This is a genomic window from Silvania confinis, assembly GCF_025564085.1.
Taxonomy (GTDB): domain Bacteria; phylum Pseudomonadota; class Gammaproteobacteria; order Enterobacterales; family Enterobacteriaceae; genus Enterobacter; species Enterobacter confinis.
The window spans coordinates 1-14,354 of the sequence record NZ_JAMGZJ010000078.1; the positions used below are offsets into that span (position 1 = coordinate 1).

Genomic DNA, 14,354 nt, shown 5'->3' on the forward strand with positions numbered 1-14,354 from the left:
GTACGTAATGACATGGTATCTCTCGCATCCCACGGCATAAGCGACTCCATATACGGGTTCTTATGCCTTAGTTGTAAGTGTCTACCATGTCCCCGAACAAGCGTTCACTATGTCCCCAGTCTGTACACCCACGGGGAGAGGGAGAAAACCGGTTAACTGTACTGACGCACCCGCGCCAATAGGGCTTCCACGCTGTCGATCCGGTCGGCTATTACAATCAGCGCTTTGCCGAGTGTAATGGCATGGCGCAGGCATTCGTGGCGCATCTCGTCATCCTGAATGGTGTCGATATCCGCCACGTGTGACAGCCCCACGCTGCGGCGGATAAGCTCGGTGCCGCAGAAACCAATCGCGTCCTGCCACACTTTTTTCAGAAACTCGCTGGCGTAGCCCGGCACGCTGAGCGCGGCATCGCGGGACTTTTCTGCGGCCAGCGCCTGGAAGCGTTCAGCGAAGGTAGTCCACAGCTGCTGGATGTCGAGCAGCCGCTGTTCACGTCCGGCGGCGGCATCACGAATACCGAGATGGCCCGGCAGGCCACAGAAGTTAAGCAGCAGGTTGCCGATCGCGGTGCCAATATCAAAGCCAATCGGGCCAAAGTAGCCAAATTCGGCGTCAATCGCCTTCAGGCTGCCCTCAGCGACAAAAATCGACCCGCTGTGGATATCGCCGTGCAGCAGCGCCTCGGCCTGCGAGAAGAAGCGGTGCTTCAGGGAGGCGACGGCGATTTTGAGCTGGTCGTCATTGCGCAGGGCGGCAACGTCGTTTTCCAGCGCGGCCGGGTAGTTATTGCGCTCGTGGATCTGGTACGGATCGTTGAAGAACAGATCTTCGGTGATCTCGCACATCTCCGGGTTGATAAATTGCGCCACCCGCACTTTTTTGGTGTGCGGATGCAGATAAAAATCGCTGGTGTGGAACAGGGTATGTGCCAGGTATTCGCCCAGCTGACGCGCGGCTTGCGGGTAGTAAACATTGCCGATCAGCTCGCCGCGCCAGATTTTATGGCTGGAGAGATCTTCCATCACCATCACCGCCAGTTCGGGGTCGAAATGATGGATTTTCACCGTGTGCTGGGGGCTGTGCTGATAGTGCTCGACCAGCGTTTCAGCTTCAAGACGCGCGCGATCCAGCGTCAGTGGCCAGGATTCGCCCACGCAGCGCACATAGGGCAGCGCCTGTTTGACGATAATGCGGCTTACGCCCTGGCTGTCGAAAATTTTAAACACCAGATTGAGGTTGCCGTCGCCCACCTCCTGCGCCTCCACCAGTGACGATGGGTTTTCAAGGCCGCCAAACTGCTGGGCATACGCCACGGCGTCCTGAGCGGTAAAGGTACGGTATTGCGACATTGCCGGTTCCTCATGGGTTTTCATAATAAAGACATTCAGACGTCTATACATCTGGAATTCATCCTGACACAATGTGACACAACAACGCAACAGAGAATTAACGACATGCAGACATTACAGACGACCAGCCTGCGAGTGGCGAACAATCAGTTATTTATTCTCGATCAGCAGGCGCTCCCGCAGGAGAAACGCTGGCTGGATGCTTCAACCGTAGAGGCGCTGGTGGGGCATATTCACGCCCTGAGGGTGCGCGGTGCGCCGCTGATTGGTCTCTCTGCCAGTCTGCTGCTGGCGCTGCTGGCGGAAAATGGCCACAGCCGGGATGAGCTGGCGGTTGCGCTGGAGACGCTGCGTGCATCGCGCCCGACGGCGGTGAACCTGATGAACAACCTCGATCGCATGAAGCTGGCGCTGTGGCAGGAGGATTTTGTCCCTGAGCTGGTGAGCGAAGCGCTGCGCCTGATTGAAGAAGACAAACAGCTCTGCGAGGCCATTGCCCTGGCAGGCAGCGCGCTGGTGCAGCCGGGCAGCCGTCTGCTGACCCACTGCAACACCGGCGGGCTGGCGACGGCGGGCGTTGGCACCGCGCTGGGGGTGATTGCCCTCGCGCATCAGCAGGGCAAAGTCAGTAATGTCTGGGTGGATGAAACCCGTCCGCTGCTGCAGGGCGGCAGGCTGACGGCGTGGGAGCTGGGCGAGCTGGGCGTGCCGTATCAGCTTATCGCTGACTCGATGGCTGCCAGCTTAATGGCCAAAGGGCAGGTGGACGCCATCTGGGTGGGAGCGGACCGCATTGCCGCCAATGGTGATGTGGCGAACAAAATCGGCACCTATTCTCTGGCGGTGCTGGCGAAATTCCACGGTATTCCGTTCTATGTAGCCGCTCCGCAAACCACGCTCGACCCGCACTGCCCGAACGGCGATGCCATCCCGATTGAACAGCGCGATCCGCGCGAAGTGACCGGCGTGGCGGGGAGTTTCGGTGCGGTACAGTGGGCGCCGGTTGATGCCCAGGTCTATAACCCGGCGTTTGACGTTACGCCTGCGGCACTGATTAGCGGTTGGGTGCTGGATACGGGTGTGGTGTTGCCGGAAGCGGTAGAGCAGGGGATATTTGGGGGGTAGTGCGGTCTGATGCCCTCACCCTGGCCCTCTCCCACGGGGAGAGGGAACAAACGTTTATCTAGGGCAATCGTGGATACGCATCCGCAATGGCGTCACCGGTAAACTGAGCGACCCAGCCTTCCGGGTTATCGAAAATACGAATGGCGGTAAAGTTCGGCTCGGATCCCATATCAAACCAGTGCGGCGTTCCGGCGGGAACGGAGATCAGGTCGTTCTTTTCGCACAGCACCTGATACACCTGGTCGTCAATGTGCAGGCAAAACAGCCCGGCACCTTCAACAAAGAAACGCACTTCGTCTTCGCCGTGGGTGTGCTCATTAAGGAACTTCGCGCGCAGGGCGTCTTTCTGCGGGTTGTCCGCGCGCAGGCTGATCACATCCCAGCTCTGATAGCCTTTTTCTGCCACCAGCTTATCAATGGCGTGCTGATAGGCATTGATCACCGTTTCGGCAGCCGGATCACGGCCTAAATCGCGGTCCGCTTCCCAGCGTTCAAAACGCACGCCACGGGCGTTTAACTTCTCGGCAATCGCGGCGGCGTCAGTGCTGTGCCATTCGGGCTGGCTGGCTTCGTTATCAGAAAAAATGGTCAATGCGCTCATGAAGGGATCTGCTCCGGATTAATGTCATCGAACTGATGCACCTGGTGATGATGGCTGGCGCCGTCGTCGTCGCCGCGAATCAACTGCAGGGTGCGAAAACCTGCCTGTTCAGCGGCGTCCAGTTCCTGATAAACATCAGACAAAAACAGGATCTGCGACGGGGCAACGCCAATTTGCGTCGCAATATTCTGATAAGACTGCGTTTCTCGCTTGGCCCCGATGTGGGTATCAAAATAACCGCTGAACAGATGAGTAATATCACCTTCGTCGCTGTAGCCAAATAACAGTTTTTGCGCGGCAACGGAGCCCGAGGAATAAACATATAAATCAATACCCTGCGCTTTCCATTTCTCAAGAGAAGGCAGGACGTCCGGGTAGAGGTGGCCGGTGAAGTCGCCGTTGAGGTAGCCCTCCTGCCAGATGATGCCCTGTAACGCCTTGAGCGCGGTGGATTTGCGATCCTGGTCTATAAACGCAAACAGGGTCTCAACCAGGTCGCTGGCGCTGGCGTGCGGCTGGTCGATCTCTTCACGCAGATTGTCCAGAATGGTGTTGACCGGTTCGGCGTACTGTTGCGCACTGACAAACGCGGCCAGGCGTTCGCGCGCATAGGGGAACAGGACATTATGGACAAAACGGATATCGCTGGTGGTGCCTTCAATATCCGTCACAATCGCGCGAATCATACTCTCTCCAGTTGTCGTAAACGCATCTCGCACTCGAACAAGAATTCGAGGCCTTCAAGGTGACGCCGGGCTTCTGCCACATCGCGTCCCCAGCAGGTTAAGCCATGACCGCGCAGAAGAAAACCATAATTAAACGGATGCGTCTGTGCGTAATCGGCGATACGTGACGCCAGCGCGTCAATATCCTGGTCGTTATCAAAAACAGCGATGCTAAGGGTATCGAGATGGGTGGTCTGCCCGCTGAGCGATTTCTGCATTTCAAAGCCGCTGATCTGCAGTTCTGGCCCTTTGATTAACCGTGAGAGTACCGTCGCATTGACCGTATGGACATGCAGCACCGCATTGGCTTCAGGGAAGAGACGATAAACCAGCGTATGCAGCCCGGTTTCGGCCGAGGGCTTACGCCCGGAAGGGGCGCGGTTGGTGGCAATCTCAACCTGCAGGAAGTCATCGGTGGTCAGGCTGCCTTTATCTTTGCCCGATTCGCTGAGCCAGCACCAGCTGTCGTCCTGGCGGATGGACATGTTGCCGCCTGTCGCGGGCGCCCAGCCTTTGGCACCGATCCAGTGACAGGCGTCGACCAGGAATGTGAGTTGCAGGTTGTCTGTCATGGTCCTTATTACCTCTGTCGGTCAGGCATATCGTTATGGTTTAGACGTCTAAGCGTCTTGATTGCCAAATACTAACATCGTGTTATAGTGGCAGCAACATATGGATTACATACAGGCCCGGCATAATGACTAATAACGTATTGATTCCTGACAGTAAACTTCCCAATCTTGGTACCACCATCTTTACGCAAATGAGTGCGCTGGCCCAGCAGCATAACGCCATCAATCTGTCGCAAGGATTCCCGGATTTTGATGGCCCTGACTATCTCCAGCAACGGCTGGCTTATCACGTGGCCAACGGTGCGAATCAGTATGCGCCGATGACCGGCGCACAGCCGCTGCGCGAAGCGATTGCCGATAAAACCGCCGAACTGTATGGCTACAAACCGGATGCGAACAGCGACGTGACAGTCACCGCAGGGGCAACCGAAGCCCTGTTTTCGGCCATCACTGCGCTGGTACGCACCGGTGATGAGGTGATTTGCTTTGACCCAAGTTACGACAGTTATGCGCCCGCGATAGCGCTGTCGGGCGGCGTGGTGAAACGGGTGGCGCTGCAGCCGCCGCATTTCCGCCCCGACTGGCAGGCCTTTGCCGCCCTGCTGAGCGATAAAACCCGGGTGGTGATTTTGAATACCCCGCATAACCCGTCGGCCACGGTGTGGCGGCAGGACGACTTCGCCGCGCTGTGGCAGGCAATTGCGCAACGTGAAATTTATGTGCTGAGCGACGAAGTGTATGAGCATATCTGTTTTGCCGAAGAGGGGCATGCCAGCGTGCTGGCGCACCCGCAGCTGCGCGAGCGGGCGATCGCCGTTTCATCCTTCGGCAAAACCTTTCATATGACCGGCTGGAAAGTGGGCTACTGCGTGGCACCGGCGGCGATCAGCGCCGAGCTGCGCAAGGTGCATCAGTTCCTGACCTTCGCGGTCAATACTCCGGCACAGCTGGCAATCGCCGATATGCTGCGCAATGCGCCGGAACATTACCGCGAGCTGCCGGACTTCTATCGCGCCCGTCGGGATCTGTTTATTTCGGCGCTGGGTGCCAGTCGGCTGGAAGTGTTGCCCTGCGACGGGACCTATTTCCTGCTGGCGGATTACAGCGCGATTTCCGATCTCGATGATGTCCGTTTCTGCCAGTGGTTAACCACGGAGGTGGGCGTGGCGGCGATCCCGTTATCCGTATTCTGCGCTGATCCCTTCCCGCACAAGCTTATTCGACTCTGTTTCGCCAAGCAGGAAGCCACATTGCTGGCGGCGGCAGAGCGGCTTAAAACGCTGTAACGACAGGCCGAGGGTAATCATTTAAATACACTGGAGCAATACAATAGCTCCGGTGTACTTATTTTCTCTGGGAAATAAAATCAACTAAAATTATTTTTAGTGTCAATCATATTTAAACCCTTCCGTGCTTATTTGATTAATAAACCCGGCGAAAATCTTACTGTTTAACGCCGCACGGTTATACATCATATAAATATCTGCCATTGGTAACGTAAAGGGTGTATTGACTTTCTTCAGCTTTAAAATATCCCGATATTGTTGATATGCGACCTCAGGAATATATCCCAGTAAATTGGATGCGCTAATCATGGTAATCAGTGAGAAAAAGGAGTCGCAGCGAAAGCCAATTTTTCTGTCGGGTAAAGTTTGCTCTGCCGCGGCCTGGAACGTGATTAAACCGGGGGACAAGGATATAAACTGGGCGAATTTTTCCTCCCTCAGCTGTTCAAGTGTGGCCGAATCACCCATGCGCGGATGATCCTCCCGGCAGACAGTAACAATGGGCACGTTCATAAAGTGATTGCAAACAATTGAGCGATTCGAAACGGCGGACAGCGAAAACACCAGATCGGCTTTGCGGTAGGCCAGCAGGTCCTCAGCGGAGTCTTTGGAAAGCAGCAGATCGTGATATTCGACTTCGTAGTTGTGCTCGCGCATCAACAATTTCATCGGGGCCAGCAGCCGGTCAGGGGTCAGAATTTGTGGCGAGTAGATAACGATATTCTTCTCAAGCGTCGAGCCATGCATAACGTTAATCGTCTGCTCAATCTGATTGAGGTTCTCTTCGAGATGTTTATGCAGGTTCATGCCCACGGTTGTGGGGGTAATTCCTTTACCTGATCGAATAAACAGCGGATCGTTCAGCTGGTTGCGCAAGCGCTGTAACGACTGGCTAACCGCAGAGGGGGTAATAAAGAGCGTTTCAGCTGCCTTGCTGATGCTAAGGTGCTGATAAATGCATTCGAAGATAACCAGTAGATTAAGATGAAATTTTTTCAGATCGTAGAGATTAGCCATAATTCATCCTGATAAGCTGTGTCGCCATCGTGAAGAGATACACGATTACTATAGAAGTAAGTGAGTCATTCACAATCCCTTTAAGTGAATAACTTAACTAAATTTAAATTACAACTTAATATATCATGGCTGCAGATTAATGAAATAATCTATCAGTTGTTATTGGAATACTTTTATCCGAAATAAATGACGGCGGCTGTTGAAATTCTGCCTGCAGTCACGTATCAAGGCGGCCATTCCAGCGCTAATGGTGCGGTTCAGCGGTTGTAAGGTATTGCTGATTGATTTGATAATGAAAACGCATTAGCCCCGTTTCGGAAAGTTGGGTAACTTAGCCCTCAACGAAACCACGGAGGAAGTGCAGATGTCTTTAATTAATACCAAAATTAAACCTTTTAAAAACCAGGCATTCAAAAACGGTGACTTCGTCGAAATCACCGAGAAAGATACTGAAGGTCGCTGGAGCGTGTTCTTCTTCTACCCGGCTGATTTTACCTTCGTCTGCCCGACCGAACTGGGTGACGTGGCTGACCATTACGACGAGCTGCAGAAGCTGGGCGTAGACGTTTATTCTGTTTCTACCGACACCCACTTCACCCATAAAGCGTGGCACAGCAGCTCTGACACCATCGCCAAAATCAAATACGCGATGATCGGCGACCCGACTGGCGCCCTGACCCGTAACTTTGAAAACATGCGTGAAGACGAAGGTCTGGCCGATCGCGGCACCTTTATCGTTGACCCGCAGGGCATCATCCAGGCCATCGAAGTTACCGCTGAAGGTATTGGCCGTGACGCATCTGACCTGCTGCGCAAAATCAAAGCCGCACAGTACGTCGCTTCCCACCCAGGTGAAGTGTGTCCGGCGAAATGGAAAGAAGGCGAAGCAACGCTGTCTCCGTCTCTGGACCTGGTCGGCAAGATCTAAGACTGATAAAAACGGGTGCATCGCACCCGTTTTTCTTCCCAACACCATAATGCAAGCTTCATCCAGGTCGCCCGCGAGGCAGCTTGCATGATGATGTTTTAATTAGCAGGAGATTAACGATGCTCGACACCAACATGAAAACCCAGCTCAAAGCCTATCTTGAGAAGCTGACCAAACCTGTTGAGCTGATTGCCACGCTGGATGACAGCGCTAAATCGGCAGAAATCAAGGAACTGCTGGCGGAAATTGCCGAACTGTCACCAAAAGTGACCTTCACCGAAGACAACAGCCTGCCGGTGCGCAAGCCGTCTTTCTTGATCACTAACCCAGGCTTGAATAACGGCCCGCGCTTTGCCGGTTCGCCTTTGGGACATGAATTTACCTCGCTGGTGCTGGCCCTGCTGTGGACCGGCGGTCATCCGTCGAAAGAGGCGCAGTCGTTGCTGGAGCAGATCCGCGACCTCGACGGTGATTTTGAGTTTGAAACCTACTATTCGCTCTCATGCCATAACTGCCCGGACGTGGTGCAGGCGCTGAACCTGATGGCGGTGCTGAACCCGCGCATCAAACATACCGCGATTGACGGCGGCGTATTCCAGAATGAAATCACAGATCGTAACGTAATGGGCGTTCCGGCGGTGTTTGTGAACGGCAAAGAGTTTGGTCAGGGTCGCATGACGCTGGCGGAAATTGTCGCCAAAGTGGACAGCGGCGCAGAAAAACGCGCGGCAGCCGAGCTGAACAACCGTGAGGCTTATGATGTGCTGATTGTTGGCTCCGGCCCGGCGGGTGCGGCAGCGGCGGTCTACTCCGCACGTAAAGGGATCCGTACCGGCCTGATGGGCGAACGTTTTGGCGGCCAGGTGCTGGATACGGTGGATATTGAAAACTACATTTCAGTACCCAAAACCGAAGGGCAGAAGCTGGCTGGTGCTCTGAAAGCGCACGTCAGCGACTATGAAGTGGACGTGATTGACAGCCAGAGCGCCAGCAAACTGGTCCCGGCGGCGCAGGAAGGCGGCTTGCATCAGATTGAGACTGCGTCAGGCGCTGTGCTGAAAGCGCGCAGCATCATCATTGCCACCGGTGCCAAATGGCGCAACATGAACGTGCCGGGTGAAGATCAGTATCGCACCAAAGGTGTCACTTATTGCCCGCACTGCGACGGCCCGCTGTTCAAAGGCAAGCGCGTAGCGGTGATCGGCGGCGGTAACTCCGGCGTAGAGGCGGCAATCGATCTGGCCGGTATCGTTGAGCACGTCACCCTGCTGGAGTTCGCGCCAGAAATGAAGGCTGACCAGGTGCTGCAGGATAAAGTGCGCAGCCTGAAAAATGTCGATATTATTCTCAACGCGCAGACCACTGAAGTGAAAGGCGACGGCAGTAAAGTGACCGGGATTGAGTACCGCGACCGCGTGAGCGGCGATGTGCACAGCGTTCAGCTGTCCGGGATCTTTGTTCAGATTGGTTTGCTGCCGAATACGACCTGGCTGGAGGGCGCCATCGAGCGTAACCGCATGGGCGAGGTCATCATCGACGCCAAATGTGAAACCAGCGTGAAGGGCATTTTTGCGGCGGGCGACTGCACCACCGTGCCGTATAAACAGATCATCATTGCTACTGGCGAAGGGGCAAAAGCGTCTCTGAGTTCATTCGATTATCTGATTCGCACCCAATAACATAAGAAAGTAAGTCGACACCTGCAATGCAGAGGCTACCCGAGGGTAGCCTCTTTTTTTTATCTCACCACCAGCACCGGAATGTTGGCGTGGCGGACTACGCTGGAGGCATTCGACCCCAGCAGATGGGTGGAAATTGAAGGGTTACGCGAACCGATCACCACGATATCTGCATGCATTTCGGTAGCGAACTCGTTCACCACATCGCGCACATGGCCAAAACAGACATGGGTTTTAATGCGTGACGGATCGAGGCTGAAATGGCCGACCATCGACTGCAGCCGGGTCTTCGCTTCGTGCTGGATATGCTCTTCGAAACGGCGCATATCGGCGGCAAAGCGGTGCAAGCCAAAGCTGGCCGAGCCCGGCAGAACATGAATTAAGTGAATAATGCCATCCTGCTGTGCCAGAAATTCCGCGTGGCGAATCGCCTTATCGCTGAGCTCCATCTCAAAAACATCCACCGGCATAATGATTATCTGATATATACCCGTTTCTCCCTGTTTAGTTTCAATGAACCTATTCAATCACAAAACATTATTTGTTTTTGCAGGGTCGCTGGCAGTTTTTAACTTCGCCGCCTGACGATGCTCTCCGACGTCCTCCAGGAATAATCTCAAAGCCGACTCTTTCCCCGGCTTATCGCCGCAGATGGCTACCCTTTTAAGGTTAACACGCACTTTTCACTGTTATTCGGAGGTCGCATGAAAGCATTGACGTATCACGGTCCCCATAGCGTCCGCGTTGAAACGGTTCCCGATCCGATCATCGAGCACGCCGACGATATAATTTTGCGTATCACCGCCACCGCGATCTGCGGGTCGGATTTGCATCTCTACCGCGGCAAGATCCCGCAGGTAAAACATGGCGATATTTTTGGCCATGAATTCATGGGCGAGGTCGTAGAAACCGGGCGAGAGGTGAAGGATCTGCAGAAGGGCGATCGGGTTGTGATCCCCTTCGTGATTGCCTGCGGCGACTGCTTTTTTTGCCGTATGCACCAGTACGCCGCCTGCGAGACGACCAACAGCGGGCCGGGGGCGGCCCTGAATAAAAAACAGATCCCGGCACCTGCCGCGCTGTTTGGCTACAGCCATCTGTATGGCGGCGTGCCCGGCGGTCAGGCGGAGTATGTCCGGGTGCCTAAAGGCAACGTCGGGCCGTTTAAAGTGCCGCCGCTGCTGTCGGATGACAAAGCGCTCTTTCTGTCAGATATCCTGCCCACGGCCTGGCAGGCGGCCAAAAATGCGCAGATTGAAAAAGGCAGCAGCGTGGCGGTATTCGGTGCCGGGCCAGTCGGGTTGCTGACCATCGCCTGTGCGCGGCTGCTGGGTGCCGAACAGATTTTTGTTGTCGACCATCACGATTATCGGCTGCGTTTTGCCGAGCAGCGCTACGGTGCCATCCCTGTCAACTTTGACGTAGATAACGACGCGGCGGAAAAAATTATCGCCCAGACCGCAGGCCATCGCGGAGTGGATGCGGTGATCGACGCGGTCGGGTTCGAAGCCAAAGGCAGTACCACCGAAACCGTGCTCACCAACCTGAAGCTGGAAGGCAGCAGTGGCAAAGCCTTGCGCCAGTGCATTGCCGCCGTGCGGCGCGGCGGGGTCGTCAGCGTGCCCGGGGTGTATGCCGGATTTATCCACGGGTTTATGTTCGGCGATGCCTTTGATAAAGGGCTGACATTTAAAATGGGGCAGACGAACGTTCACGCATGGCTTGGGGAACTGTTGCCGCTGATCGAGCAAGGGCTGCTCACGCCGGAGGAAATTGTCACGCACTATCTGCCGTTTGAAGAGGCAGCCCGCGGGTATGAGATTTTTGAGAAGCGTCAGGAAGAGTGCCGGAAGGTGATTCTGGTGCCGGGGGCACAAAGCCCACAAGTGGCGAAAGAGCGGGTAACGGGGTTGGTCAATGCGATGCCGCCGGCCGCCACGCTCTGAAGGCAGCAAGAGGATGCAGATGCATCCTCTGGGCAAAGCGGGTTACCGCTTGTCAGATGGGACTAGCGCAGGTATTCACCGGCGGCTTCAGGTTGCCAGATAAGCTCCAGCACCTCGAGATGCGTGGCGGTACCGCCCGGCAGCTCCCAGTGAATGGTGTCGCCAGCGCGCAGGCCAATCAACGCTGCGCCTACCGGTGCCAGAACTGAAAGCTGAGTTGCGCTGTCGGTCATTTGATTTGGATAGACCAGCGTGCGGGTGCGTTCTTCGCCGGTGGTCAGATCGCGAAATCGCACCTGGCTGTTCATGGTCACCACGTTATGCGGCATGTCCTGCGGGGCGCACATCTGCGCGCGATCCAGTTCAGCGTTCAGCGCTTCGGCAACCGGCAGCGAGGCAAAGGCCGGTTGCTCCAGCAGGCGGTCGATACGTTCGGCATCGAGCTCGTTAATGATAATGGTGGGTCTGGACATTATTTACTCCATGTCGTTAATGCTGCGACAGCCGCAGTATAGAGGCCAAAAGAAAACCCTCGCCATCCGCTAGCGAGGGTTTAACTACTGTCGATGATACTGACTCTGCGCCCGGGTTTGAAGTGATGAATATCACATTCACAGCGTGGATTTTTCCCGTCGGCGAGAACGGGTACTTTTGTATGAATTTTAGTCAAAAAACGTGATCGTTGGCCGATTTGCATTATCCTTCTTAAGCGCCTGTTATCCTGCGCCCACCTGCGTGTTGTGTTCCGTTTTAGGAGATCTCATGAGCGATTACGACAAAGTTACCCTGAAAGACGGCAGCTATTTGCATTTCAAAGACTGGGGCAGCGGACAGCCAATTGTCTTCAGCCACGGCTGGCCGCTTACGGCGGATGCCTTTGAAGATCAGATGTTATTTCTGGGGTCGCAGGGTTTTCGCGTGATTGCCCATGACCGACGCGGGCACGGTCGCTCTGCCCAGCCGTGGGATGGCAACAACATGGATCAGTACGCGGACGATCTGGCAGAGCTGACGGCGCATCTGAACCTGAAAGATGCCGTCCACGTTGGGCACTCGACGGGCGGGGGCGAAGTGGCGCGCTACATCGGGCGTCACGGTACCGACCGGGTGGCAAAAGCGGTGCTAATTAGCGCCGTCACACCGATCATGATCAAGACCGATTTTAACCCGGACGGGGTGCCGAAAGAGGTGTTTGACGGTATCCGGGATGGGGTGGTGAAGGATCGCGGTGCCTTTTTCTACGAACTGAGCGCGGCGTTTTATGGCTATAACCGTTCCGGTGCCAGCGAGTCCATCGCCGTGCGCGAAAGCTTTACCGTGCAGGGTTTGCAGGGGTCAATCAAAGGGTTGTATGACTGCATTGCGGCATTTTCGGAAACCGATTTGCGGGAAGACCTGCGCAAAATGACTATCCCGACGCTGGTTATTCATGGCGATGACGATCAGATTGTGCCGTTCGAAACCTGCGGCAAAGTGGCGGTGACGCTCCTGCCTGACGGCCAGCTAAAAGTGTACCCCGGCGCATCGCACGGAATTTGCACCACTCACAAACAGCAAATTAACGAAGACTTGCTGCACTTTATTCAGTCTTAATTTTCTACGGATTGCGTTACGCTGATCCTCCTGGGGCAGGGGGATGAGCGAAGCGTAATCCGTGCCTGCCAGTGTTAATCCGTTATCCTTCCCGAGAGCACTATGTACTTCTACCAACCTTCCCAGGGGCACGGCCTGCCGCACGATCCGTTAAACGCCATTATCGGTCCACGTCCTGTCGGCTGGATTGCCTCGTGCGATACCGAAGGTCGCCCAAACCTGGCGCCTTACAGCTTTTTCAACTGCTTCAATTATCATCCGCCGATCATTGGTTTTGCCAGCACCGGCTGGAAAGACAGCGTGCGCAATATTGTGGAAACCGGCGAATTTGTCTGGAATCTCACGACCCGTGAGCTGGCCTGCGCCATGAACGAAACTTCCGCCAGCCTGCCGCACGGTGAGGACGAGTTTATCCGCGCCGGTCTGAATAAAGCCGAAAGCCGGGTGGTCAAGGTGCCGCGCGTTGCCGAAAGCCCGGTGAACTTTGAATGTCGCCTGTCGCAATGCATCCAGCTGACGGCTGCCAGCGGAACGCCAATCGACACCTGGCTGGTGCTGGGGGAAGTGGTCGGGATCCACATTGACGAAAGCCTGCTGCAGGATGGCGTTTATCAGACCGCTAAAGCGCAGCCAGTGCTGCGTGCCGGCGGCCCAACGGCGTACTTTACGGTGAGCGAGGATCAGCGCTTTGATCTGGTGCGCCCGGATGTCCGTCAGTAGCCGATTTTATCGATCACAAACTGTTTGCCGCAGTTACCCGGATGCGGCTGTGGCGCAAAGGAGTCGGTCGCCAGCGGAACGTTGATGCTGGCGGCAGTGAGCGACATCTGGACTTCGGTGAGATACGCCGGGTTGCCGCTGCAGCTGAGTTTGACGGCTTTGACCGTCTGCGGGCCCCAGCTTCTGGCGACGGCAGCATCGAAAGCGCTGCGGGTGACGGTTTTACCGTAGTTTTCCGCTAAAAATTGCCCCAGCGGGCTGGCTTTGACTTCCTGGTTCATGCGCACCATGGTGCCAAAGTAAGCATCCGGATCGAAGCCGAAACAGACGCCGTGTTTAGCATATTCGTAGCGTTCCAGGCAGGAGTTACCGCCTGCGCCAGGCATCACGTCATTCAATTTTGCCGCGCCCGTCAGCGACAGGCCGGTTTCTGCTGCATCACATTTACGGCTGGCTTTTGCTTCCGGCATATTCGGGATCGGGCGCGTGGCGCAGCCGTAGCGAATCCAGCGACGCTCATCGACACCGCGAGCGGCGATAGATTTCGGTAAACCCGGCCACAGACCATGCACGGTCAGAATAGAGGTTTTGTCAGCGCGCTCTTTTTGCAGGCGGCACTCATCGGGGGCATCGCGGTTGCGGTCATGCAGGCTCTGGCAAAATCCAGACTGCCATGAGAGCGCCAGCACATAGCGGTCAAAATCCGCGTACTGCGTTGCCTGAAGCGGGTCTGCCTGCGCGGGGAGCGCGCACAGCGCTATCGCGGTTGCGCTGATAGCGAAAACGAAATCTTTCCTGATCATGTGAAGT

The 14,354-nt window shown here is 55.5% G+C and carries 15 protein-coding genes; 7 read left to right on the top strand and 8 right to left on the bottom strand.

The window, feature by feature from the left end; translation table 11 throughout:
- Positions 1-152: 152 nt before the first annotated feature.
- Positions 153-1,352 (bottom strand): S-methyl-5-thioribose kinase, encoded by a 1,200-nt coding sequence (mtnK, locus tag M8013_RS17695; protein WP_271270145.1) that lies wholly within the window; start codon positions 1,350-1,352, stop codon positions 153-155.
- Positions 1,353-1,457: 105 nt separating this feature from the next.
- Between mtnK and mtnA the strand changes: the two genes are divergently transcribed.
- Positions 1,458-2,477: an S-methyl-5-thioribose-1-phosphate isomerase gene (gene mtnA / locus M8013_RS17700; protein WP_271269111.1), complete on the top strand. Its 1,020-nt coding sequence runs from the start codon at positions 1,458-1,460 to the stop codon at positions 2,475-2,477.
- Between the two features lie 58 nt (positions 2,478-2,535).
- On the opposite strand, the gene M8013_RS17705 is transcribed toward mtnA, so the two are convergent.
- The 3 genes from M8013_RS17705 to M8013_RS17715 are packed head-to-tail and all read right to left on the bottom strand — an operon-like array spanning position 2,536 to position 4,375.
- Positions 2,536-3,078, bottom strand: coding sequence for a 1,2-dihydroxy-3-keto-5-methylthiopentene dioxygenase (locus M8013_RS17705; RefSeq protein ID WP_271269112.1), 543 nt, complete (start codon positions 3,076-3,078; stop codon positions 2,536-2,538).
- Positions 3,075-3,764, bottom strand: coding sequence for an acireductone synthase (gene mtnC, locus M8013_RS17710; RefSeq protein WP_271269113.1), 690 nt, complete (start codon positions 3,762-3,764; stop codon positions 3,075-3,077). Before mtnC ends, M8013_RS17705 begins: the two co-directional genes overlap by 4 nt.
- Positions 3,761-4,375: a methylthioribulose 1-phosphate dehydratase gene (locus M8013_RS17715; RefSeq protein ID WP_271269114.1), complete on the bottom strand. Its 615-nt coding sequence runs from the start codon at positions 4,373-4,375 to the stop codon at positions 3,761-3,763. Before M8013_RS17715 ends, mtnC begins: the two co-directional genes overlap by 4 nt.
- A gap of 125 nt (positions 4,376-4,500) precedes the next feature.
- Between M8013_RS17715 and M8013_RS17720 the strand changes: the two genes are divergently transcribed.
- Positions 4,501-5,661 (top strand): pyridoxal phosphate-dependent aminotransferase, encoded by a 1,161-nt coding sequence (locus tag M8013_RS17720; protein WP_271269115.1) that lies wholly within the window; start codon positions 4,501-4,503, stop codon positions 5,659-5,661.
- A 102-nt stretch (positions 5,662-5,763) separates the two neighbouring features.
- Here M8013_RS17720 and citR read toward each other — a convergent pair whose 3' ends face one another.
- On the bottom strand, positions 5,764-6,678 hold the full coding sequence (gene citR / locus M8013_RS17725; RefSeq protein WP_271269116.1) for a DNA-binding transcriptional repressor CitR: 915 nt from the start codon (positions 6,676-6,678) through the stop codon (positions 5,764-5,766).
- A gap of 364 nt (positions 6,679-7,042) precedes the next feature.
- Between citR and ahpC the strand changes: the two genes are divergently transcribed.
- Complete coding sequence (ahpC, locus tag M8013_RS17730) at positions 7,043-7,606, top strand: alkyl hydroperoxide reductase subunit C (protein ID WP_271269117.1); 564 nt, start codon at positions 7,043-7,045, stop codon at positions 7,604-7,606.
- A 119-nt stretch (positions 7,607-7,725) separates the two neighbouring features.
- The gene (gene ahpF, locus M8013_RS17735) at positions 7,726-9,285 is read left to right on the top strand and encodes an alkyl hydroperoxide reductase subunit F (protein ID WP_271269118.1); all 1,560 of its coding nucleotides are present in this window, start codon (positions 7,726-7,728) and stop codon (positions 9,283-9,285) included.
- 59 nt (positions 9,286-9,344) lie between these two features.
- Here the strand turns inward: ahpF and uspG are convergent, their stop codons facing one another.
- Positions 9,345-9,773, bottom strand: coding sequence for a universal stress protein UspG (gene uspG / locus M8013_RS17740; protein WP_271270146.1), 429 nt, complete (start codon positions 9,771-9,773; stop codon positions 9,345-9,347).
- A 216-nt stretch (positions 9,774-9,989) separates the two neighbouring features.
- On the opposite strand from uspG, the gene M8013_RS17745 reads away from it, so the two are divergent.
- On the top strand, positions 9,990-11,231 hold the full coding sequence (locus M8013_RS17745; RefSeq protein ID WP_271269119.1) for a zinc-dependent alcohol dehydrogenase: 1,242 nt from the start codon (positions 9,990-9,992) through the stop codon (positions 11,229-11,231).
- 62 nt (positions 11,232-11,293) lie between these two features.
- Here M8013_RS17745 and rnk read toward each other — a convergent pair whose 3' ends face one another.
- On the bottom strand, positions 11,294-11,704 hold the full coding sequence (gene rnk, locus M8013_RS17750; protein WP_271269120.1) for a nucleoside diphosphate kinase regulator: 411 nt from the start codon (positions 11,702-11,704) through the stop codon (positions 11,294-11,296).
- A 289-nt stretch (positions 11,705-11,993) separates the two neighbouring features.
- Here rnk and M8013_RS17755 point away from each other — a divergent pair, with 289 nt between their 5' ends.
- Together M8013_RS17755 and M8013_RS17760 are read left to right on the top strand one after the other, a co-directional pair.
- Entirely contained in the window at positions 11,994-12,824 is an 831-nt protein-coding gene (locus tag M8013_RS17755) for an alpha/beta fold hydrolase (protein WP_271269121.1), read from the top strand.
- Between the two features lie 102 nt (positions 12,825-12,926).
- Positions 12,927-13,544: a flavin reductase family protein gene (locus M8013_RS17760; protein WP_271269122.1), complete on the top strand. Its 618-nt coding sequence runs from the start codon at positions 12,927-12,929 to the stop codon at positions 13,542-13,544.
- Here the strand turns inward: M8013_RS17760 and rna are convergent.
- Positions 13,538-14,347 carry a ribonuclease I gene (gene rna / locus M8013_RS17765; protein ID WP_271269123.1) on the bottom strand — a complete coding sequence of 270 codons (810 nt, stop codon included), beginning with the start codon at positions 14,345-14,347 and terminating at the stop codon, positions 13,538-13,540. The genes M8013_RS17760 and rna overlap by 7 nt on opposite strands.
- Positions 14,348-14,354 lie beyond the last annotated feature (7 nt).

Bases quoted from the DNA above. Each gene is read 5' to 3' on its own strand.
- mtnK (WP_271270145.1), bottom strand. From the start codon at position 1,352: ATGTCGCAATACCGTACCTTTACCGCTCAGGACGCCGTGGCGTATGCC.
- mtnA (WP_271269111.1), top strand. From the start codon at position 1,458: ATGCAGACATTACAGACGACCAGCCTGCGAGTGGCGAACAATCAGTTA.
- M8013_RS17705 (WP_271269112.1), bottom strand. From the start codon at position 3,078: ATGAGCGCATTGACCATTTTTTCTGATAACGAAGCCAGCCAGCCCGAA.
- mtnC (WP_271269113.1), bottom strand. From the start codon at position 3,764: ATGATTCGCGCGATTGTGACGGATATTGAAGGCACCACCAGCGATATC.
- M8013_RS17715 (WP_271269114.1), bottom strand. From the start codon at position 4,375: ATGACAGACAACCTGCAACTCACATTCCTGGTCGACGCCTGTCACTGG.
- M8013_RS17720 (WP_271269115.1), top strand. From the start codon at position 4,501: ATGACTAATAACGTATTGATTCCTGACAGTAAACTTCCCAATCTTGGT.
- citR (WP_271269116.1), bottom strand. From the start codon at position 6,678: ATGGCTAATCTCTACGATCTGAAAAAATTTCATCTTAATCTACTGGTT.
- ahpC (WP_271269117.1), top strand. From the start codon at position 7,043: ATGTCTTTAATTAATACCAAAATTAAACCTTTTAAAAACCAGGCATTC.
- ahpF (WP_271269118.1), top strand. From the start codon at position 7,726: ATGCTCGACACCAACATGAAAACCCAGCTCAAAGCCTATCTTGAGAAG.
- M8013_RS17745 (WP_271269119.1), top strand. From the start codon at position 9,990: ATGAAAGCATTGACGTATCACGGTCCCCATAGCGTCCGCGTTGAAACG.
- rnk (WP_271269120.1), bottom strand. From the start codon at position 11,704: ATGTCCAGACCCACCATTATCATTAACGAGCTCGATGCCGAACGTATC.
- M8013_RS17755 (WP_271269121.1), top strand. From the start codon at position 11,994: ATGAGCGATTACGACAAAGTTACCCTGAAAGACGGCAGCTATTTGCAT.
- M8013_RS17760 (WP_271269122.1), top strand. From the start codon at position 12,927: ATGTACTTCTACCAACCTTCCCAGGGGCACGGCCTGCCGCACGATCCG.
- rna (WP_271269123.1), bottom strand. From the start codon at position 14,347: ATGATCAGGAAAGATTTCGTTTTCGCTATCAGCGCAACCGCGATAGCG.